Consider the following 20,220-nt stretch of genomic DNA (forward strand, 5'->3'; position numbering starts at 1 on the left):
CCACCCCCCGGGCCATGCGTTCGACAGGGGGACACAGTCATGCCAGCTCCAGAGGCCGGGAGCCCCGTTGCGGGGCCACGAAAAAGGTAATGGGGATTATGCCGCTGAGCTATCAAGATGTGGTGGGTGCCGACCTCTCGTCTCTGGAGGATGTGGCAGAGGCGTGGCACAGCATGGGGAAGCGCTTCGGTGAGCTGAAGGGCAACTACACGAAGCACGTGCCCAGCGCGCTGGGCAACGGCAATTGGCAGGGGGAGGCGTTCGGTGCGCACCAGAAGGCAGCCCAGGGCACAGCTTTCGAGTTTGCCGCCGCCAAGACAGAAGCCCTTGCTGTGGCTGAGCTCCTTCGGAAGGCACACACCGAGCTGCACCGGCTGAGGAAGGCCGTGAAGGACCTCGTCGGGGATGCTGAGGACCAAGGGTTCAAGATCAGTAGCTCGGGTGTTGCTACCTATGTCGGCTCCGACAAGCACGAGAAGCAGGCCCTCCGCAATGACCCCGACCACGCTGCGGCTCAGGCGAAGGCGGCGCAGACATGGACCGACAAAATCACCAAGGCTGTTGAAGCCGTCGACGAAGCCGATCAGAAGGCAAAGCGGGCGCTGACGCGTGCGGTGAGCGACACCTCACCGGACGGCATTGGCATCGCGGGATTCAATGCGCACGCCGAGGGCGATCTGGACAAGGCTGGCGCGCCGGAAAACACCCCTCATACCAAGACCGACGGATGGACTGCCAAGGGGAATTTCAAAGCCAACGGGCCCGCCGCCGGCGGTTCCCTCCTCGGTCCCGGCTACGGTCGGCAGGGTATGGCCAAGGGGTATGTCGATGCCTTCCACGTGACGGGGCAAGGGTCCGTCAGCAAGGGGGACATGAAGCTCTCTGGGATCGCCGATGCCTACGGTGGCATCAGGGGTACGGCGAGCGGCGGGTTCACCGAGCAAGGCCTTGATGGGACCGCCGAAGGGTCCGCCGGGTTGCGGGCACTGGCTGAGGGACGCGTCGAGTCCGACATCGCCGGTGCCTACGGACGAGGTACCGGCTTCGCCGGGGGAGAGGTGGGAGTGAACGTCAATGTGGGTCCGGACGGCTTCAGTTCAGGAGGGAAGGCGTTCGCTGGGGCTAAAGCCACCGCTGCCGGTGGTGCGGAAGCTGGAGGGATCAGCATTGGTGGCACTGCGGAGGCGTGGGCCGGGCCAGGGCTGGAAGGGAACTTCATCTTCGGAGAGAAGGACGGCGACGGGAAGTTCCACATAGGCGTCACAGGTGGGGCCTCCCCCATCATCGGAGGCAAAGCGGGAGGGGAACTGGTCATCGACCCGGGCAAGGTGGCCGACACTGCGGGTGATGCAGCGGACGCAGTGGGAGAGGCGGCGGGAGCCGTGAAGGACACCGCCGCTGACCTCTTCTAGTACCAGCCCCCCAACTCTTTTGAGAACGGAGACTTCCAGATGGCCGCGACTCTGCCGGTGCCCATCACGTTCAAGCTGCCGGATGGGTGGCGCTCGGCTCACCCGGACAGCGTTGGAGCCCCTGGTGTCTCGTTCGTCGCCGTGGATTCGCAGTCCGATGCCAACTTCACGGCCAATATTTCCATCGCTGGGGAGCTTCGACCGGACGAGGTCTCGCTGTCGGTGATCGCTGACGAATCGGTACACCGCATGCGTGCCGTAGCTGAGTCGGTCGAGGTGGCAGATCGCAGAGAGGTCGGGTCAGCCGATGCGCCCGGTTTGACACAGACGATGCGTTTCTCTGCTGTGGCTGCAGGTACCCGACGCGACCTCGTCCAGTCACAGGTCTATCTGTCTTTGCGGGGCGCCGACGACCCTGACGAGCGGGCAGTTCTCCAGCTGACGCTTACCGCGACCGCTTCTCAGCACGAGTCCGTTGTCCAGGACTTCCAGGACTTCGTGCGTAGTGTGCGCCCGGAGACCGAGGGCACCACCTCGTAGGAGCCGTTGTTCCCGGACGGGCTCCGTTGCTGCACAGCACGGCACTCAATAGGTTGGTCCGATGGGTCTTTTCGACAAGCTGAACGGCACGAAGCATCCCTGCGGGGATGTTCCTCCTCAGCCCGCTGAGGATGTGAAGAGCGTGCTGCTCGGCCTCAACGGGCCGGACGTGCCCTATGTGGTGCGCTATGGCGCCGATGAGGGCGCCCATTTGGTGGCTGAGTGGCGGCTGATGGAGCCGGCCTGGCAGTCGTTCTTCGCCAGCACCCAGATGAGCCGCCGTATCCGGATCCGAATGCGTCTGTATCCAGGGAACCACGAGGTCCGCGCTCTCGAGGAGCAGTGGAAGATCCAGTGGGTCGAAGGCGTGCCGGTCTCGACGGAATACGGGCGTGGGCCTGTGAACCAGAAGTCGGTCCGGTGGACGATCGGACGCAAGGAAGGGGGCAGAGGGCTTGAGGTGACGGAGACGTTCCGCTTCGATAGCGCGGAACTTAAGGAACCTCTCCGAAACACGGTACTCAAGGCTGGCTGGACCTGGCGCGGAGTGTCGCTCGGCAAACTGTGAGGGAAGCTGCGCATCAGGCGGCGGTGAGCTGCGCGCAGCAGATTCCGCAGCGGACGCGGGGCTGCTCCCGGGTGGGTGCTTACCGGGTAAGCACCCACCCGGGAGCAGCCACCCACGCCACTGGGACGGAGATGGGGCGAACTGGGACGGCTCACCGCTCGGTGGTGGTCCCCTGACGGGCCCAGTGCCAGCTGTCGAGCACGTAGCCGTCCAGGACGGTGACGGGCCGCCATGCGCGCTGCGCCCATTCGTCCTCGACAAGGACGGTGGCGCCGCGGCGCTGGGCCACATACAGCTCGGCAGCGAGCAGGCCGTCACGTTCCTGGCTGGGTTCGTCGTGGGGGATCCAGGTCTGGCCGGGGTCGGCCAGCGTCCAGGGGTCGCCTGCGAGGACAGCGGTGCACACCATGTCCACGGCACGGGCCTCGGGGATGCAGTCGGCGGTGACCAGCTGCTGCACGCGTTCCCGGATGTACTGCCCAGCACGGTGGGGGCCGATGATGAGGTCGAGCGGCAGAGCGTTCATGGGGTGGCTCCAGGGGGTCAGGCCGCTGGGGTGTCGCTGCCGGGGTTGGCGCACCGGGGGCAGGTGCCCAGGGTGCGCAGGGGGAGGCAGTAGGGGGAGCGGACGCGGCAGTCGGGGCAGGTCTGGCGGGCGGCCATGGCCCGCTCCAGTGCTGCGGCGCGGGCGGTGTCATCGGCCGGACCGGCAGGGCGGTGGCGATGTCGTAGAGGTAGGCGGCGCGTTGTCCGTTGCGGCACAGGATCTGTGCCACCGGGTCGCGGCCTCCGGGCCGTAGTCCGCGGGCGCGGAGCTGGCGGCGGGTGGCCAGGGCGGGCGGTGCCTGGCGCCATGGGTAGGTGGGCATGCCGCCGTGGTCTTCGCCCGCAGGGTCGTAGTCACGCTCCCGCACGGTCAGGCCCGGCGGGAGTGGCTGCGGCGTGTGTGCACGGCCTGTGCCAGCTCCTGCCGGTTGCGGTCCTGCTCGGCAGGGCTGAGCGACTGGCAGCCGGTGGACTGCGGGCTCTTGCCCCACGCGGAACAGGCCGGGGGTTCGGGGTAGGCGGCCGCCTGGGCCGGGTCGTTGGTGCGGGGCCGGGTGGAGGTCATACTGGTCCTCCCTCTCGTCTCGTACGGGATGGGTGGACCCCGGGGCGGGCGAACTGGACTGGACACCCTTGGGTGCCCGCCCCGGGGGGCGCGTTCCGTCGGCGTGGGGCCGGTTCAGAAGCCGATGTAGGTGGCGGGGACGGCCTGCGGGTCATCGGCGATGGTGGCGTCCCACAGGTAGTCGGGGTCCTCGGCCTCGGCGCGCAGCCACGTGGTCAGCACCGTGAGCTCCTCGACGGGGCACTGGAAGTCGGCCCAGTAGTCACGTGTGTTGGCGCGGCATGCTTCGCGGTGGAAGCGGTTGAGTGCTGCCCAGGCCCGGCGGAGGTCGTGTGTGAGGAGCCACTCGCCGTCCTCGCCGAGGACGAGGGGCACTCCGTAGTAGCTGTCGGCGTACAGGTCCCGGCTGACGGTCGGGTTCGGCATCACGCGGACTCCTTCGTGGCGGCCGGGAGCGGCCCGGCGGTGGGGAACTCGTTCCAGGTGCGGCCGTCCAGGTCGCGGCCGGCGGACTTCTTGCCGACGCGGCGCATCTCCCAGCGGTGGCCCAGGTCATCGATCGGGTGGCCGACGAGAACGTTGCGCGGGTCGATGGGGCTTCCGATGACCATCCAGCCGGTGGGCTGATAGGCGCCCCACTGCTTGAACAGGAACGGCACCTCGGCCGCCGTGCACTCGTCCCGAAGGGAGCGGGCCCAGTCAGGGCTCATGGGCCGGGCGCCGGGGCCGGATTCGCCACCGGCAATCACCCAGTCGATACCGTGGAACTTGCGGCAGCAGCCGCCGGCGTGGACGAAAGAGGTGGTGAGGCCGTGACCGCGCTCGCTGCCCATCGCCCGCACCGCGCGCTTGAGGTCGATCGGCCCGAGAAGCGGCTCACAGGACAGGAAGCGGACGGCGGCCGGGGTGTCCAGCAGCGCGGGCACCCGGAGGTCGGCACGCTTCTGGTCCTCGACGCTCACCCCGAGCCACACGCTCGGCACCGGCCACGGGCTCGGCGAGTTCCAGTGGGCCACACGCTGGCGCACGTCGTTGCGCACGAGCCTGGCAAGCGGAGCAGACTCGTCGGCCGAGAGCCGCTCCATCTCGCCCCAGACGGCGTCCACGAACGATTGGGAGCCCAGCAGGGACCGCATGCGGCCGTGCCGCTTGGTGAGGACCTGATAGGTGTGGTGCGGGGTCAGCGCCATCACCGCCCACACGCGGGCGATGTACTCGTCGGGCACGTCTTGGTGGAACAGGTCCGACATGGAGTTCACGAAGATCCGCCGCGGCTTGCGCCAGCGCAGCGGCGCCGTCAGCGCGCCCGGACGCAGCGTCAGGTCGAAGCCAGTCTCGAAGTGATGGCCGGCGGTGCCGCGCCACCGCTCGGCGAACGTCTCGGCGTAGCAGCGGTCGCAGCCGGGCGACACCTTCGTGCAGCCAGTCACGGGATTCCACGTCGCGTCACACCATTCGATGCTGGACTGCTGCGCCATCACGCCACCCCCGCCTTCGCGTCGGGGTCGACGTCGGGGTGGGTGAACCGCACCGGCTTGCCCAACTCACGGGCGTAGTCGATCTCGGCGCGGGTGGAGTCACCGATGTAGTCGCCGACGACGAGAATTTCGTCCGCGAGGCGGATCTTCGCACGGTGGAGACGGTCGAGCCGGGCCTTGCTCTCCTCCGCCCGGCCCTCTTCGGGCCAGAGCGGGTGTGACTGCTTCATGTCGCAGCCAGGCTTGACGACGATACGGCCAGCGAAGGTAAGGGCCAGGTCCGCTTCGCCCATCTCCGGCATGAAGCGTGTGGAGCCGCAGATGCACACGATCGTCGGGATGCCGAGCCGTTCCTTGGCGTCGGTCAGCTCCTCCTCCGGCGTCGGGGATTCGCGGTAGGTCATGTCGCTGCTGGTGGTGCTGCTCATCAGGGGCCTCCGGGTGCGGGTCGCGGCTGCAGGTCGGGCAGTTGCTGGAGCACCTGGGCGGTCAGCTCTGCGGTGGGCTTCCAAGGGCCGAGATGTCCGCGGGCGGGGATCGGCAGGGCGAGCTGATGGACGTCGGCCAACTCCAGGTGCCAGCGGCCGGGTTCCGACCACGGCCCGCAGGGCGGTGCGCCGTCGGGGTCCTGGTGGCAGCCGGTCAGCCGGGCGACCCCGATCACCGCGCCGGTCGGCAGGTCGCAGCCGCGGATCGTGCGGGCGACCAGTGGCAGGCGCAGGGCGGCCCGGTCGGTCTGCTGACTCGCGTGCAGCAGGACCCAGCCACGCCAGGACCAGGGTTTGGGCCTGTTCTCGACCGTCTTGGCCCCGAGAGCGATGGCGGTGGCCCATGGCTGCCGGATGCTGATCCCGCGAATCCAGTCACCCGCCACAGCGGTGAGGGACATGAACTGCTCCTTGTCCGATGTGAGGCGCCGGGCCGCCGCTGTAGCGGCCCGGCGGGTGCAGATGCCTGTGCTCATCCGGCGGCGGCCAGGATCACGGCCGCCAGGAGGAGAACGAGGGCGGTCAGGAGCACATCGACCGCGGCGGCCAGGCGCCGGTACTTGGCGACCGCGATGACGGACAGGGCCCGGATCTGCCGCACACGGTGGTCCTCGCGCAGCTTGGTGTGCAGCGCGTCTTCGTCCAGCTCGGCCCAGCAGGGGAAGCCCTCACGCACGGTCCGGTGGCGGCCTCCGAGGTTGGGCCGCACGACCAGGAGCAGCAGCACGGCGGCCGCGGCGAGCGCGAGCCCGGCCGCGGCACCGGCGAGTTGGGCCGGGAGTGGGTGGCCGGAGTCGGTGAGGGTGGCGAGTCCGGCGAGGGCTGCTCCGTCGAAGGCCAGTAAGAGGGAGGCTTTGGTGTCGGTGCGGGCCAGTTCGGTGGTGACGTTGGCACACGCCGCGTCCACGGCCTTGTCCTGTGCTGCGGGGTCCTGTGTTGCGGACTCGGTGAGGTTCATGGTCGACGTTCCCTTTCGACGGGGGATGGTTGTTCTGGTCTGCCGCTCCGGGCAGCGGCTCGGGGCGGTGGTGATTCAGTGGCGGGCGGCCTGGTCGGTGTCGTCGGGGCCGCCGTGGAGGGTGCACGCGGTGTCGGGGTGCGGCCGGTCGCTGGTGTGCGCGATCAGCAGGTCAGTGACCGAATGCACGGCCTGCCAGGCGGGCGCGTCGCAGTCGTCGTCGTACGAGCAGCGCACGAGCAGGGCGAAGCCGAACTTGGATTTGGCGGAGTGGGCTGTCGAAGATCTCAGCCAGTGGGCCGCTTGGGTCGCTCTCTGCCCGATCAGCGAAGCCGAGTGCTCGACAGCGAAGGCTGACCGTCAACTCGAGGCCCGGATGGATCAACGCACCCGTGAACGTCTTCCTGCGCTGCCCACGCTGGTGAAGACAGCTGCCCGCCTTCTGAAGGAGGCCAAACTTCGGCTCGATGCGCTCAACGCGGCACCGCTCAGCTCGACCTTCACCGTGCAGGGGCGAGACGTTCACCGTTCCGCGTTCCAGCAAGCGCGCTGACGGGCGCCCGATCCATGCCTGGGACAGCACGGGCCGCCGACGCTCGTTCGCGGGCGAGGAGCGGAGCGCGTTCTGGGCGTGGGCTGCGATCGAGGTCTTGCGGCACACCGGCATCCGCATCGAGGAACTCCTCGAGCTGGGGCACCACAGCATCATCAGCTGCGAGCTGCCCACCACCGGCCAGGTCGTCCCCCTCTTGCAGATCACCCCTTCGAATACGGACCGGGAACGGCTTGTCCTGGTCTTACCGGAACTGGCCGACGTCCTGAGCACCGTTGTCTCCCGGGTCCGCGGCCCTGACGGTCGCGTTCCCCTGGTTCGAAGCTACGACCACTACGAACGCGTCTGGAACCCGCCGATGCCGCTGTTGCTTCAAGATCGCGCCAGTGGCTCTCCCCGTCCGCTGTCTGCAGCGACGGTCCGCCAGGGGACTCGACGTGACCCTGATGGCATCCGGTCTGGTGGACAGCGCGGGCGGCCCTCTCATCTTCCAGCCCCACGACTTCCGTCGAACCTTCATCACGGACTCCATCCTCAACGGCCTGCCGCCCCACATCGCCCAGGTCATCACTGGGCATGATCACATCGGGACCACGATGGGATACGCCGCGATCTATCCGACGGACGCCATCGAGGCGCATCGAGCGTTCATCTCACGGCGCCGGGCCCTGCGTCCTGTCGAGGAGTACCGCACCGTCACCCCGGAGGAATGGGACGACTTCCTCGGCCATTTCGAGCGCCGCAAGCTGGCCCTGGGCGACTGCGGCCGCGTATACGGAACCGCCTTTGCTCATGGGCACGCCTGTGTCCGTTGTCTCGTCCTCATCGTTCATGCGACGGAGCGTCCCCGGCTCGTTGAGATCCGCGACAACCTCCTCGTACGCATCCTGGAGGCCGAACGCGAGGGTTGGTTAGGAGAGATCGAAGGCTTGCAGAGCAGCCTGGGGCCACGCTGACGAGAAGCTCGCCCAACTCGACGTGCAGACCTTCCGGCAGAAGCAGTCCGTTGACCTGGGCATTCCTTCCTTCCGGGAGATCGTTGCTCGCACCACTTTGGTAGCCACCCCGCCGGGGCCTTCGTGACCTGGACGGTTGTCACCTCCGGCGAGGCTTCGTGGACGTCGGTACAGACCTCGGTGCTTGGACGAGCTTCATCCACGTGGATGATCTACGAGCCGAACCACGGACCAAGCTCTACGGGCGGCGGGCCAGCAGAACACCCGCGTCGTTCGCCGCCGCTCTCCGGCCCCATTCGGCTCCTTCCCCGCAGGACTGATCGTCCTGTCACCTGACCTCAGGGCGCCTCCGTAGTTCGGAGAAGCCCAGGGTCACTCAAGGGCTCACCTTGCGGGCACTTTGCGTGCCAACGTAGGGCGGCAACTGGTTCACTTCCCTTGTGATTATTCTCGCGGCTGGAGATTTCTACGAGTCTGGCACTTTTTGGGCTGCAATTGGCGTATTTGTGGCACTTTTGGTTGGTTTGGGGGCTATGTGGGCAACACTCAGGGCGAGCACGCCGCGTCGTCGTCGACTGCTATATGCAATGAGCGACACATCCTTGCTGCAGGAGCAGGCCAACGGGAGGATTGAGGTTCGTCATACCGGAAATCTGCTCACAGATCCGCGATTGATTCAAGTTCGCCTTACAAACGTGAGTCGCCTAGACGTCTCCAGCGCATCATTCGATCGAAATGAACCAATCAAAATAAAGGTTGGGCGCCCGATCCTTGAATTGCTCAGCGTTGAGACGAGGCCCCATGGTGCTGCAGCCCCGCCTGTGACAGTTCAAGGCGATGAACTACACGTAGGCCCGGGGAGGCTCGGGCGGCGAGAGTCCGTCACGTTCTTCGTGCTCGTAGAGGGTGCCCCCAGTTACACGCACTGGCACGCCCTCATTGACGTTGGGTTCGACGAGGAGCCCGAGATTTCTATTTCAACAAGAGAGTTGAAGCATACGATACTGCGCGTTTTCCTGTCGGTAGTGGTCCTGCTTGCACTACTGCTGTCCATCCTGGGCAGGAGTAAATGAACCGCCGATAGTAGCGGATTAGGTCAGGCCTACACGTGTCTGCGGCGCAGTTCGGCAGTTCGGAGAAGGCAGGAGCCGAGGGTCTTGAGCGGGAGGCAATGCACGTAGCATCGGCGGCAGAGGGGGGGCAGGTCTGGCGCGCGGCCATCGCCTTGTCGAGCGCGGCTTCCTTCGCGAGGGTCATCGGGCGCTTCGGCTGCGCCAGGTCGATCCGGTACAGCCACGCGAAGCGCTTGCCGTCCCGGCATTCGATCCGGGCGACGGGTTCCTGGCCGCCGGGGCGCAGTCCCATCTCCCGCAGCTGGCGGCGGGTGGCGAGGTTGTTGCGCCCGGCCTGTTTCCACCGGAAGACCGGCACGGAGCCGTCGCCGAGGTCGTATGGGTCGACGTCGACCAGGTCCTGGTCCTGGTCGGCCATCACCTGTTCCGGCCGCCGGGGAGCCGGTGCTGGGGGAGTGGACCGCAGGGTCCGGGGTGCTGCGGGCGGGGCCGGCCGTTTCGGCGGGGCGGGGCGGTGGATGAGCACGAGCGGTCTCCTGCAGTTGTCGCGTGGACAGCGCCGCGGGCCCCGCCGACGTTGTGCTGGTGTCGGCGGGGCGCGCAGGGGCGGGGCGGAGTTCAGAACGGTGGGAGGACGTGGTGCCGTCGGGCCGCGGCACTGCTCAGGCGGGATCACCCACTCGGTGAGCACTCATGTCGAGGACACGTTGGCGATGCGGTGCACGCCAGTCCGGTTGGTCTGCCCGTGTCACCGGAGCCGCGCCCGGCGGAGCGGGGAGCGGGGCCGGTGACCAGGCAGAGCGACCGCACCAAGGAGCCCGCCCCCGGTCAGGGTGCGGGCTTCGGCTGTCGGAGTGTTCTGGGCTACGTAGAGATCAGAACAGGCGTGAGTAGTGCTGCTTGAGCTTCTTCCCGGTCTTGGTGTCGACGGCTGTGCGGTCCGAGCGGAACTCGACTGTGCGGTGCCGGACTTGATGGCCTCGCAGCGGTCCTCTGGCTGCCAGCTCCATCCGGACCGGGTGGTAGCGGTCCTTGATGGGGACGGTCATCTCCAAGGTGATCGGCATAGGGATTCCCGGCTCGCGGGGCTGGGGTTCTTCCTTTGCTGTCCGATTGCCTGATGCGATTCGGACCAGGCGCGGCTCCTCGTGGGAGTCGACCCACACGGACAGGACCGCGGACTGACCGTCCTTGTCCCACTTCGCTGCTGCCTGGATCTTGACTCCGTCGATTGTCAGGTTCGTGGCCGATACGCCCTTGTAGGCGGCGGCTTTCTCCTTGCGCTCCTGCTGGCGCTGATCATCGGCTGCGCTGCTCCATACGCCAGCAAGGGCGATCCCCAGGACGGTGATCACGGCGATCAGGGGCAACGTCCGCCGCCGCGCTCGCGTCGGCGCCCGCCCGGGTGGCGGCGAGACTCCCCGCGATAGTTCCGGGGTGGGCGATTCCGTCACATGCCAGGCCGCTGACTTGCTGCTTTCCTCGGCCCACCAGTCCCGGTTACCCATGGGATGCCTCCTTTCGCATATGGGTGACGGTAGCGCGCAGCTGCGCTGCCTGGCTGGTACTTCCGGACAGATCCGCCACTCGCGCTCGGGTGAGGATCCAGGCGGCGGCCTGGGGAGAGTAGATGCCGTGGGCGCTGATGTCGCAGCGCTCTCCCATGGCTGCAAGCTGGGCCGCTTCCGTGATGCGTCCCTCCCTCGCGATCCGGAGAACGGTGTCGTGCCGGTGGTCGACGTCGTTCCCGGCGTCGGTCCCGGCGTTGAGGTCGGTGACGTTGGGTGGCATCTCCCAGTCCCAGTCGCTGCTTTCGGGGCGGTCGTCGCTCTCCTGCTCGGGGGCGCTCTCGTCGGGGACCGGCAGGCGGCTCGGCCCGTCGGTCTCCACGGCCTCTACGGGTGCTGGCTTTATCAGCTCCACCAGGGGGCTGTACTCGGTCTCCTCGTGTGCGTGGTCTTCCTGCCCGATGTCCTCGGGCGTCTCTTCCTGCTCGGTTGCCGGTGCCGGTTGCTGTGCCTCCTGGGCCTGGCGGCGTCGGGAGGAGGTGTCGGTCAGCGCGGTCTCCTCCGGGTCGAGGAGGGTCTGGATGACGTCGGTGTAGTCGGGGCCGACCTTCCACACGGCCTCGCCCTGGCCCAGGGTGGGGATGCGGTCGATCGCCCAGGCGGGCAGGCCCAGCAGCGCCCCGACGAGTGCGGCTTCTTCGGGGCCGAGGCGGCCGACGTGGACGACCTCGCACAGCCGGGCCAGGTCGGTGGCGCGTCCCTGTCCGAGGTCGGAGAGGGTGTGCATCACCACGTCCAGCGAGAGCGCCGCCTTGCGGCTGTTCTTCAGCAGTCGCTGGATCAGGTCGGCGGTTGCGGGGGAGAGGAGGATCTGCCATGCCTCTTCCAGGACCAGGTGCCGGTGCACGGCGGTGGACTGGGGCAGCCAGACATGCTCGGCCCAGCAGGCGACTGCGGCCATCAGCGAGGGGATCGCGGGGGAGTTGCGGTCCAGCCGGGAGAAGTCGAAGGAGATGATCGGCAGGTCGGTCTCGGGGAGGCTTGCCTCCTGGCCGTCGAACAGGCCGCGCAGGGAGCCCTCGGTGTAGCGGGAGAGGGCGATGGCCGCGCTCTCGCCCCATTCGGTCAGCTTGGCCGCCGGCCACCGGCCGTCCTCGGGGCTGACCAGGACGTCGACCAGGCCGCCCAGTGCGGTGGCTTTGGGGTGGTTGAGGGCGTGCTGGAGTGCGTGGGCGGCCTGGTGGGTGAGTGCGCCCGGCTCGACGGCGGCGATCAGGGAGCGGACCAGCTGCTCGCGGACCTCTGCCGGGAACAGGGGCGAGCAGGGGTTGAGGGTGAAGGCTCCGGCTTCGATGACCCGGCCGCCCAGGGAGCGGACCAGCGGTGCCCATTCTCCGCTGGTGCTGTCCTCGCCGAAGGAGTCGATGACCACGGCCTGGTGGCCGTGCTGGAGGACCTCTCGGCGGATGCGGGTCTTGGCCGTGGTGCTCTTGCCCGAGCCGAGGCCGCCGAGGGCGAGACTGCTGGTGGCGGGCAGCACCGCGGCCGGGGCCAGGACGGGGGAGAGGTGGAAGGGGCGTCCGTCCAGCAGTGAGCGGCCGATCGGGATGCCGGGGAAGCGGCTGTCGGAGGCGACGAGGGGGGCGGTGATCGCGGCATGGGCGGTGGGCAGACGGATCATCAGAGGATGGTTCCCTTCCTGGTGGAGGCTCCGTGCGGGCTGGTCATCACGTAGGCGCGGTGCTGCTGGCCGGCCAGCCAGTCCAGCCGCAGGCGGTGCCGGTCAGCGGCCAGGGATGCCTCCCAGCGCGCGTCGAGCACTTCCTCGGGGCTCTGCCCCCACACCGTCAGGTAGGCATCGAGGTCCACCAGCGCGCCGCCCTGCACGAGGGAGGCCTGCGCGGTGCTGCTGGCCACCTCGTGGGCTGCCTGCTTGACCTTGTCGGTGGTGAACGCCTCGGATGCGGCTGCCTGCCATTTCGCCGAGCGCCGGGACTGGAGCGCGGGCAGCGGCCGGTAGAGCACGGACAGCGACCGCTGCGCCGCGCCCTGGCCCAGCAGCAGCTTCGGCATGAGGTCGCCCTCGGTCTCCTCGGGCCAGCCGGTGATCCGCGCCGTGGTGGCGTACCGGCCATCCTCCAGCGCCACCCAGCCCGGCCCCCGCCCGGTCACCGCGGGCACCGGGTCGGGGCTGTAGGTGGCCAGCGCGCCCAGGGAGGCGAACTCGCCCTCCATCGTGTCCAGAACGCGCGTGCCACCGCCCAGGGCCTTGGGGACGTGGACGGAGACGGTCTGGGTGTGGGCGGTGTGCTCGCCCGTGGTGGCGTGGTGGGTGACGTGCACCTGGACTCCGGCGCTGCGGGCCTGGCCGCCCGCGAACGTCAGCGCGCGGGAGAAGGCGGCGTGGAACTCAGCGCGGCGGTGGGCGTCCTGCATGGTGCCGTGCTCGGGATACAGGGCCCAGGTGACCGTCGACCCGGGCTGGGTGAACGCCCTGGCCGGTGCGGTGCGCTCGCGCAGCCGCCGGTAGCCGACCGCTGCCCAGCGGGTGAGTGAGCGCGGGCCGGGGGCGAGGTTCAGGAGGGCCGCGGCCGCGCCGACCGCGCCGAAGGCCCACACCGGGGGCGGGGTGATCGCCGCCGACATCAGCACAGCGGCTCCCGCACCGGCGTTCGTCTTCGTCGCCAGGGTCTCGATGGGGCTCAGGCCGCGCTGAAGGCCCGGGACGCGGTAGCCGGGAGTCAGGGAGTACACGGGAAGTCTCCTCAAAGAGTTGGGGTGGGAACCGCCGCGGCCCCGGGCACGCCCGCCACGAAGGACGAGGCGCAGGCCCGGGGCCGGGGGCGGTTCAGGGGCGGCGCGAGCCGTCCGGCGCCGACGGGGCGGCGGAGGCCGGGTCGTTGCCCGACGGTGCCGCGTTCCGCTGGCTATGCCGCGGGTTGGGGGCGGCGGTGCCGCCCGTCGCGGCCCGCATCTGGCGGCGGGCCGTCATAAGCCGGTTGCGGCGGTCGGCGTCCTCGTTGATCTGGGAAATGGCCGACTGCGTCGTCAGCCGACCCGGCCTGGTGCGCTGCTGGAGCCCGTACGCGGCGAAGAGCACGCCCCGGTCCCGGGTCAGGCCGCGGCCCGGGGTGTCCACGGTGTGAGGATGCCGCGGGGCGTTCTCCTGCTCCCTCACACCCGGAGCGCCCGCCCGCACGACCGCGCGGGCCGCGGGGATGCTGGTCCGGCTCTCCACGAAGCCGCGGGCCGCGCCGGCCACCCTCGGCCCGAAGTAGGGCACGCCGTGGAAGATCATGCGCAGCATCAGGGCGTCCGCGGCGACCAGGAGCACGGAGTCCACCACCAGCGACCCCTTCGCCATCTCCACGAACGGGGAGACCAGCAGCAGGGCGAAGGGAGCGAGGAGCAGCCCCAGCAGCCTCTGCGCCCAGGCTTTGACCGCGGAGGTGTCCCCGGCACGGGCCAGGGAGGCCAGCACCAGCGGTGCCATGCACACGAACGCCAGGATCCCCAGCTGCCGCGTCATGAACACCAACGCAGCGAAGCCCAGGGCGACCACGAGCGCGGAGATGAGCACCAGGATCGCCAGCGGGTTACCCGAATCAGCTCCGTGGTCCAGATCGTCACCGATGACCGTGAACAGCGTGGACTCGTTGCTGTCGAACATGGTGGAGAAGGCATTGCTCACGGCCTTGTTCAGCAGCATGACCGCTCCGGGGATGGAGGCCATGCCGGCCACGGCCGCCAGGGACCATCCCGTCGAGGCGCCCATATGCTTGAGCCGGGGTGTGCCCTGCCAGGCGGTCAGGGCACACACGACGATCACGCAGATGAAGATTGCCGCGGTCAGGTGCTGGCCCAGCCACAGGAACTGCTGGTAGAGCCAGCTGTCGGCCTTCTCCGGTGCCCAGGTCTCGCCCGGCGCCACCAGGTCTTTGAGGGTCTTCAGGAGGCTGTCGGCGAGGTCCTTGACGTGGTCGGAGGCGCCGTCGGTGAGACCGTCGCCTCCCACACCGGGCGGGCCGTCCCCGCCCTTGTCCCCGCCGTCCTGGCCGTCCTCGCACCACTCCCTTGTCGGCTCGGGTGCGCTGTCGCACGGGCTCAGGATGCGCACGCCGCTCAGCCCTTCGCTTCGGTCACGGTGCCGAAGAGCGTGTCGCCGTAGAGCGCGAGGATCACGGCGACGAACAGCGTGCCCACGGCCATCGACCCCTTGCGCAGCGCGCCCTTGGGGTCGCCGGACAGCTGCAGCAGCATCCGCACCGCGATCACGGCGACCACCGCGGCAACGCCCTTGGTGACCAGACCGCCGCCGGTCATGCCGATGGTGTCGAAGAAGTCGGTGAAGCCCTTGGACATGTCGACCGGCTTGGCCAGAGAGGTGAACTTGCTCATGATCAGATCTCCTTCGTGGGGTGAGCGGTGGGGCGGGCGACAGCGATCAGGTCGTCCATGAAGAACATCGAGTCGTAGCGGACTTTCGCCCCCGGGCGGGGCGCGTTGATAATCCACCCGTCGCCGACATACATGCCGACGTGATGGATTTCAGCGGTGGTCGGCCCGTAGAAAACCAGGTCCCCCGGCTTCTGCTGGCCCGGCTTCACCGGCTCGGAAGCCGTGTACTGCTGAGCGGCCGTGCGCGGCAGCGTGATACCCGCCTTCGCGTAGGCGTAGAGCGTCAGGCCGGAGCAGTCGAATCCGAAAATCGACTTCCCCGACCGGCCCTTCGGCGAGCAGCAGATCCCGGTACTGGGCCCTGCTGCTGTCCCGCCGCCCCACGAATAGGGCTTGCCGAGCATCTTCCGCGCCGCGTGAAGCGCCACCGCCGCCTGGTCTCCGCTCGCGGCCTTCTTTCCGATGCTGGCCATCGCGGTGATCGACTTCACGTAGTTGCGGGTTTCCTTGTAGGGCGGGATTCCGCCGTGCTCGCGGACAGCCCCGGTTCCCGCGTTGTAGGCGGCGAGCATGTTCTTCTGCTTGTCGCCGGGGACGTCCTCGACGTCTTCCGCTATGTCGCACAGGTAGCGTGCGGCCGCGGGGATCGCATCCTCCGGATCCTGGACGTTTTTTCGTCCGTCGCCGTTTCCGTCGACCCCGTGGCTTTTCCATGTGGCGGGCATGAACTGGGCGATGCCGTCCGCACCCACCGGGCTGCGCGCTTTCGGATTGAATCCCGACTCCTGCGTCAAGAGCGCGGCCAGCAGGTTCGGCGTCACTTCCGGGCAGGTGCCTGCCGCGTTCTCGACCAGTGACTTGTATTGGGACGGGACGGCCAGGCTCAGACCGGCTTTGAGCGGATCGTCGCCGGCGGCCTGCACGAGGGCCGCCACGAGGACGGCCGCGGTGGCTCCGGCCCCGAGAGCGACGGTTGTGGAGGTGCGCAGCACTGATGGCCTCCTTCCTGGGTTGTGGGTTGTCTGTGCTGGTCAGCACCGCCACCCGGCACCGCCCACGCACCGCCTGGCCACCGCCACCCGGGGCGGTGGGACCGCCACCCGGCCGGGCCGGGTGGCGGTGTGTGGGCGGTGCCGGGGCGGTGCCGGTGGCGGTCAAGCATCGGCCAGTGCGGCGGCGGTGAGGTCCTCCAGCCGGTAGCCGCGCACCCCTTTCGCGCCCTTGCCGGACGGCACGCCAAGGAGCTTGTTCACCCGTTTTCCGCGCTCGGTCGGATCCGTGACATCGACCCCGAGCACCGAGGCCAACTCAGAGGCGGGAACGAATTCCGAACCCTGCTCCTGCATGAAGGAGATCGCCTGCACCAGCGGCGTTTCCGGCGGCTTCTCCGCGATGGCCCGCTGCTGCCGCTCGTGCACGTCGTCCACAACTGCCCACATGAACTCGTCCGGGAAATTGAACCCCCGAATGAGAGTGGAAACGCCGTGTGCGAACAGCACACCCTGACCCTTGATCTCCGAATCGAGGAGAACCGGGTTGATCGGGGCCACCGTCTCGAAATAGGTGTCCCCGAGAGCGACCTTCGCCGTCCCTTCCGACGCCACATACATGCACATGCGGTAGAGGAACTGGTCCCGCACCATCACCGGAATCGCGTTCTGAGAGGGCCGCTGGGTGAGCATCACGGTGGAGATCCCCGATTCCAGGCACTTAGCGACCAAGGAGCGGGTCTTCTCCGCGATCCGGCGCGCATTCTCCTTCCCTGCGGTCGTCCCGTCGTCGGAGAAGAAGTCGGCCGCCTCGTCCACGATGAAGAAGACCGGACGGAACACCGGTGCAGGCTGCCTGGTGCGGATGGCTTCCTGGATCTTCTCGTAGCGCCGGTCCGAGCGGCCATTCAGCTCATCGACCATCGACTCGAAAACGGCCGGGTCATCGGACGCCTCATAGCGGGTCGCGACTTTCTGGTACCTGGTCAGGCCGCAGAACTTGCCGTCCAGCAGATACAGGTCGAATTCGCCGTACGCGATGAGCAGACACGTGATCAGCCCGTTGACCAGGGTGGTCTTGCCCATCTGGGTCATGCCGCCGATCAGCAGCGAGGCCCGCTCGAACGTGGGCACACCCGCCAGCCGGCCGACGACATCGTGCCCGAACGGAACCCCCTCGAACGCCAGGATCTCCTCCCGGCTCGGCACGGTGAACGCCCTGGTGAACGGCGGGTCGTCCAGGACCAGCAGATCGACCTCACGCTCGTTGCGGCGGCTGCGCTCCAGCTTGGTGTGCAGCCGCGTGACACCGAAGGTGCCGGCGACGTTCCCGAGGCGCTTGTCCACGTCCTTGGAGGTACGCCCGGCAGGCAGCAGGAAGTTGTAGCGCTTCCCGACGCCGGGCATCGGCGTGATGTCGACCTCGTCGGCCCGGACCACTTCATCCCGGCTCAGCACACCGGCCGCGCGCAGGTCGGAGGTCAGCTGCGGATGCGCCGCAACCGCCTCCTCCGCCCCCGCAGCGGCCTCCTCGACCACCTTCCCGGCTTCCTGCTTCAGGGCTGTGGCGGACTGCGGGCCGCGGGCCCATCCACGGGAGAGGGCCGTGCGGATGTGCCAGGCCAGGTAGCCCAGCGCGACCAGCCCACCAGCGGTGAGCAGCACGGTGGCCGGCCAGGACAGGCCGAGCTTGTCCTTGATCGCGGCCAGGATGCCGAAGACCACGGCCAGGCCGCCGATCGCACCGGCGGCCTCGGCCCACAGGTCCTCACCACCCCCCTGAGCTGCTTTTTTCTTCCTTGCCACACCTCCTCCTTCCGATCACGTAACGCGGCTTGTTGTGCCTTTCCGGGGTGCGCGCCGGGTCTGCTTCCTGGGTCTGCGGGGCCGCTCGCCAGGTCACTCACCGGGTCTGCACTCGACTGCGGTGTGCTTGGTGCTTCCGGCAGTCGCAGCAACGGCCAGCCCGCGGGTGCGGGCTGGCCGTCACTGGTGTGTGCCGGACGCGGAGGTCAGGGCCGGTGCGGCTCCTGCTCCTCGTCCTCGCTCTCCTCCTCCTCGCTCTGGTCGCCGTCCTGGCCCTCGTCACCGACGGCGGCCCTCTCCTCCTCCTTGACCTGCGCCCAGGCCCGGCGCATCCGCTCCGCGCTGCCGACGAACCCCTGTGCACGGCACGCGGGTTCGGCCTTCCGGTAGGAGAGGGGCGGGTCCTCGCTGTGCCGCATGTGCCGCATGACGACCAGCAGCTGCTCGTTGCTCAGCTCGATGCCGGGCCGCGGTGTCGGCACACCCGCCACGCTCGCCAGCTCGGCGAGCCGCTCGGCACGCCGGGCCCGTGTCGCCTCCGTGTCGGCGGCACGCTGCCCCGCGCCGGATGTGCCGCTGGCCTGCGTGTCTCCCGACTCCCTGCCCGCACCGTGGGCCGTGTCGGGTGTGCCGGTGGTCAGCTGCGGCGTGCCGGGAGTCCACGTGCCCAGCTCCGGCAGCCGGATCGCGCCCACGGCCGACGGGAGCGTCTTCTCCGCGAGCGTCTTGTCCGCGGCCTCCGCCGTCTTGTGCAGTTCCTCGGTCGTGGACTTCTGCGTCTCGAGCACCGACTTGCGGTAGTCGGCCTCCGCCCGCGCCACCTTCCCGTCCAGCCGCGCAGCCAGCTGGAGGAGCTCGATCCGGTGCGACGCCTCGGCTTCCATCTCCTCCAGCCGGTCGGCGACCTCCCGCCGCTTGGCCAGCAGCGTCTGCCGGGTACCGGGCGAGATTGGCCGCCCCAGCGACGGCAGGGTGATCCACCAGGCGGTCTTGGTCACCACGATCGCGATGGGCGTCAGCACCACCGCCAGGTCGAAGCCCCCGCCCCCGGACCGGATCAGCTCGGCGGTGGGGATCGCGGCGTTGACCAGGGTGAGCGCCAGACCGGCGACCTGCACCCGGCGGGCGCGCCGCCGGTTGTTGCCCGAGAGGATCTCCGTGAGCTGGAAGACCACCCACAGCGTGTCCAGGGCACCGACCGTGGGCGACGCCCAGGCCCCGAAACGCGGGTTGAGGATCTGGTAGCTGACATACATCGACAGCACCGCCACCCCGAAGGTGACAGCGCCCAGGATGCCCAGGACCAGGCCCCGCGGCGTCATGCCCCGAAGCCCGCGACCCAACTTGCTGCTCATACTGTTCTCTCCCTCCAGGAGGCGTGCCGTCCACGGCCGCCGGTTCATGCCGCCACGCCCAAACGAGTGGTGGTCAGCAGCCGCGCCGGAGAGGCGACCGGTTGCGGAGCCAGGCGGCGGGCCGCCAGATGACGGCGGACCATCACCTGCCGCACCACATGAGCCAGAGCCCCGAACTCCTCCCCGTCGGTGCTCGCCTCCCTGTCGGTGCTCGCCTTGATGAGGCCCGGGGAGGCGCGGACCACCTCCCACACCTGGTCGCTCACCGCCTCGGCCTGCCGGTAGCGGCTGGCACCGAGACGAGCGGCGATGTAGGCGGACAGGCGCCGGCGGTAGCGCAACTCGAGCTCGCCGGTGCGATCCCGGCCGCGGACGTCGCTGGACATTGCTGTTCCTTCCGGTAGTCGGGGTGCAGGGCTGCAACGGGATAACCCGCCCTCCAAACCGCCGCCGCCAGCAGCGCGGCGCGATGCAGCAGGCGGCGGGTATGGACGGTGAGCCCGTGTGCGCGCAGGGCCCGCGCCGCGTGGTGCTGTGCGGTGCGGGCCCTGCGTATGAGGTCATCGGTCACGTGCGGGCTACAGCTCCCAGTCCGGGGCCGGGTCCTCCAGGTCGCGGTTGAGGCTGCGGTCCTCGTCGGTCTCGCCCATCAGGCGTTCTCCGCCGTCTCTCGCAGCCTGTCGGCGGCCTCGTTCGCGCGCTGCAGGTCCTCGGCGGCCTGTCGGCGTGCCTCCTCCAACTCCTCGAACGTGGCCATCAGATCGCCTCCCGACTTGCGAGGCGGGCGCGCATCTCCGCGACGGTGCGCGGGGCGCGCCGCTCGGCGGGGATGCGCTCGTCCTGGGCGCGGACGACGTCCAGGAGGTGCCGGCCGATTCGACGGTTGGCGTCGTCCGGCGGGGTGAAGGGGTGTGCGATGCTGGCGTCGGCCATCTGGATCTCCATTTCAGGTCCAGGTGCGTCGGCTCCCGGGGAGGGCCATCCCCGGGAGCCACTGGCTGACTGCCGTACGGTCCGTACGAGCAGC

General features: G+C 69.0%; 24 protein-coding genes and 1 pseudogene. 5 read left to right on the top strand and 20 right to left on the bottom strand.

Translation table 11 applies throughout. From position 1 onward, the window contains the following. Window positions 1-98: 98 nt before the first annotated feature. From ACFYMO_RS30610 to ACFYMO_RS30620, 3 genes are all read left to right on the top strand, one after another. Window positions 99-1,412 (top strand): hypothetical protein, encoded by a 1,314-nt coding sequence (locus tag ACFYMO_RS30610; protein ID WP_388550487.1) that lies wholly within the window; start codon window positions 99-101, stop codon window positions 1,410-1,412. A 39-nt stretch (window positions 1,413-1,451) separates the two neighbouring features. Further along, complete coding sequence (locus ACFYMO_RS30615) at window positions 1,452-1,952, top strand: hypothetical protein (protein WP_388550490.1); 501 nt, start codon at window positions 1,452-1,454, stop codon at window positions 1,950-1,952. A 61-nt stretch (window positions 1,953-2,013) separates the two neighbouring features. Beyond that, the gene (locus ACFYMO_RS30620) at window positions 2,014-2,520 is read left to right on the top strand and encodes a hypothetical protein (RefSeq protein ID WP_388550493.1); all 507 of its coding nucleotides are present in this window, start codon (window positions 2,014-2,016) and stop codon (window positions 2,518-2,520) included. A 151-nt stretch (window positions 2,521-2,671) separates the two neighbouring features. On the opposite strand, the gene ACFYMO_RS30625 is transcribed toward ACFYMO_RS30620, so the two are convergent. The 9 genes and pseudogenes from ACFYMO_RS30625 to ACFYMO_RS30665 form a co-directional block, all read right to left on the bottom strand. Further along, window positions 2,672-3,046 carry a hypothetical protein gene (locus ACFYMO_RS30625; protein WP_388550496.1) on the bottom strand — a complete coding sequence of 125 codons (375 nt, stop codon included), beginning with the start codon at window positions 3,044-3,046 and terminating at the stop codon, window positions 2,672-2,674. A 17-nt stretch (window positions 3,047-3,063) separates the two neighbouring features. Continuing rightward, window positions 3,064-3,389: pseudogene (locus tag ACFYMO_RS30630) on the bottom strand (RRQRL motif-containing zinc-binding protein). A gap of 47 nt (window positions 3,390-3,436) precedes the next feature. Next, window positions 3,437-3,631, bottom strand: coding sequence for a hypothetical protein (locus ACFYMO_RS30635; RefSeq protein WP_388550499.1), 195 nt, complete (start codon window positions 3,629-3,631; stop codon window positions 3,437-3,439). 114 nt (window positions 3,632-3,745) lie between these two features. Beyond that, window positions 3,746-4,057, bottom strand: coding sequence for a hypothetical protein (locus ACFYMO_RS30640; protein ID WP_388550502.1), 312 nt, complete (start codon window positions 4,055-4,057; stop codon window positions 3,746-3,748). Continuing rightward, window positions 4,057-5,109 (bottom strand): DUF5131 family protein, encoded by a 1,053-nt coding sequence (locus ACFYMO_RS30645; protein ID WP_388550504.1) that lies wholly within the window; start codon window positions 5,107-5,109, stop codon window positions 4,057-4,059. Before ACFYMO_RS30645 ends, ACFYMO_RS30640 begins: the two co-directional genes overlap by 1 nt. Next, window positions 5,109-5,513, bottom strand: a complete 405-nt coding sequence (locus ACFYMO_RS30650; RefSeq protein WP_388550675.1) for a hypothetical protein — start codon at window positions 5,511-5,513, stop codon at window positions 5,109-5,111. Before ACFYMO_RS30650 ends, ACFYMO_RS30645 begins: the two co-directional genes overlap by 1 nt. A gap of 23 nt (window positions 5,514-5,536) precedes the next feature. Beyond that, window positions 5,537-5,998 (bottom strand): hypothetical protein, encoded by a 462-nt coding sequence (locus ACFYMO_RS30655; RefSeq protein WP_388550507.1) that lies wholly within the window; start codon window positions 5,996-5,998, stop codon window positions 5,537-5,539. A 71-nt stretch (window positions 5,999-6,069) separates the two neighbouring features. Then, window positions 6,070-6,555: a Pycsar system effector family protein gene (locus ACFYMO_RS30660; RefSeq protein ID WP_388550510.1), complete on the bottom strand. Its 486-nt coding sequence runs from the start codon at window positions 6,553-6,555 to the stop codon at window positions 6,070-6,072. A 75-nt stretch (window positions 6,556-6,630) separates the two neighbouring features. Then, window positions 6,631-6,792 (bottom strand): hypothetical protein, encoded by a 162-nt coding sequence (locus ACFYMO_RS30665; RefSeq protein WP_388550513.1) that lies wholly within the window; start codon window positions 6,790-6,792, stop codon window positions 6,631-6,633. 19 nt (window positions 6,793-6,811) lie between these two features. On the opposite strand from ACFYMO_RS30665, the gene ACFYMO_RS30670 reads away from it, so the two are divergent. Continuing rightward, complete coding sequence (locus ACFYMO_RS30670) at window positions 6,812-7,108, top strand: hypothetical protein (RefSeq protein ID WP_388550516.1); 297 nt, start codon at window positions 6,812-6,814, stop codon at window positions 7,106-7,108. Window positions 7,109-7,554: 446 nt separating this feature from the next. Beyond that, on the top strand, window positions 7,555-8,064 hold the full coding sequence (locus ACFYMO_RS30675) for a tyrosine-type recombinase/integrase (protein ID WP_388550678.1): 510 nt from the start codon (window positions 7,555-7,557) through the stop codon (window positions 8,062-8,064). Window positions 8,065-9,036: 972 nt separating this feature from the next. Here the strand turns inward: ACFYMO_RS30675 and ACFYMO_RS30680 are convergent. From ACFYMO_RS30680 to ACFYMO_RS30730, 11 genes are all read right to left on the bottom strand, one after another. After that, a complete protein-coding gene (locus tag ACFYMO_RS30680) occupies window positions 9,037-9,555 on the bottom strand; it encodes an RRQRL motif-containing zinc-binding protein (RefSeq protein ID WP_388550519.1) in 519 nt (172 codons plus the stop codon). A 457-nt stretch (window positions 9,556-10,012) separates the two neighbouring features. Further along, window positions 10,013-10,645 carry a hypothetical protein gene (locus ACFYMO_RS30685; protein ID WP_388550522.1) on the bottom strand — a complete coding sequence of 211 codons (633 nt, stop codon included), beginning with the start codon at window positions 10,643-10,645 and terminating at the stop codon, window positions 10,013-10,015. Next, window positions 10,638-12,326, bottom strand: coding sequence for a hypothetical protein (locus tag ACFYMO_RS30690; protein ID WP_388550524.1), 1,689 nt, complete (start codon window positions 12,324-12,326; stop codon window positions 10,638-10,640). The genes ACFYMO_RS30685 and ACFYMO_RS30690 overlap by 8 nt, the downstream gene beginning before the upstream one ends. Next, on the bottom strand, window positions 12,326-13,399 hold the full coding sequence (locus ACFYMO_RS30695; RefSeq protein ID WP_388550526.1) for a hypothetical protein: 1,074 nt from the start codon (window positions 13,397-13,399) through the stop codon (window positions 12,326-12,328). The genes ACFYMO_RS30690 and ACFYMO_RS30695 overlap by 1 nt, the downstream gene beginning before the upstream one ends. Before the next feature lie 94 nt (window positions 13,400-13,493). After that, window positions 13,494-14,762 (bottom strand): hypothetical protein, encoded by a 1,269-nt coding sequence (locus ACFYMO_RS30700; RefSeq protein ID WP_388550528.1) that lies wholly within the window; start codon window positions 14,760-14,762, stop codon window positions 13,494-13,496. Between the two features lie 5 nt (window positions 14,763-14,767). Beyond that, on the bottom strand, window positions 14,768-15,043 hold the full coding sequence (locus ACFYMO_RS30705) for a hypothetical protein (protein WP_027761629.1): 276 nt from the start codon (window positions 15,041-15,043) through the stop codon (window positions 14,768-14,770). 2 nt (window positions 15,044-15,045) lie between these two features. After that, the gene (locus tag ACFYMO_RS30710) at window positions 15,046-16,035 is read right to left on the bottom strand and encodes an NlpC/P60 family protein (protein WP_388550531.1); all 990 of its coding nucleotides are present in this window, start codon (window positions 16,033-16,035) and stop codon (window positions 15,046-15,048) included. Between the two features lie 162 nt (window positions 16,036-16,197). Then, window positions 16,198-17,757 carry an FtsK/SpoIIIE domain-containing protein gene (locus ACFYMO_RS30715; RefSeq protein ID WP_388550533.1) on the bottom strand — a complete coding sequence of 520 codons (1,560 nt, stop codon included), beginning with the start codon at window positions 17,755-17,757 and terminating at the stop codon, window positions 16,198-16,200. A gap of 287 nt (window positions 17,758-18,044) precedes the next feature. After that, entirely contained in the window at window positions 18,045-19,193 is a 1,149-nt protein-coding gene (locus ACFYMO_RS30720) for a hypothetical protein (RefSeq protein WP_388550536.1), read from the bottom strand. 44 nt (window positions 19,194-19,237) lie between these two features. Further along, on the bottom strand, window positions 19,238-19,579 hold the full coding sequence (locus ACFYMO_RS30725) for a hypothetical protein (RefSeq protein WP_388550538.1): 342 nt from the start codon (window positions 19,577-19,579) through the stop codon (window positions 19,238-19,240). Between the two features lie 370 nt (window positions 19,580-19,949). Further along, the gene (locus ACFYMO_RS30730; protein ID WP_388550541.1) at window positions 19,950-20,126 is read right to left on the bottom strand and encodes a hypothetical protein; all 177 of its coding nucleotides are present in this window, start codon (window positions 20,124-20,126) and stop codon (window positions 19,950-19,952) included. Window positions 20,127-20,220: the final 94 nt, after the last annotated feature.

Source organism: Streptomyces sp. NPDC007025, assembly GCF_042869455.1.
In the GTDB taxonomy this organism is placed as follows: Bacteria; Actinomycetota; Actinomycetes; order Streptomycetales; family Streptomycetaceae; genus Streptomyces.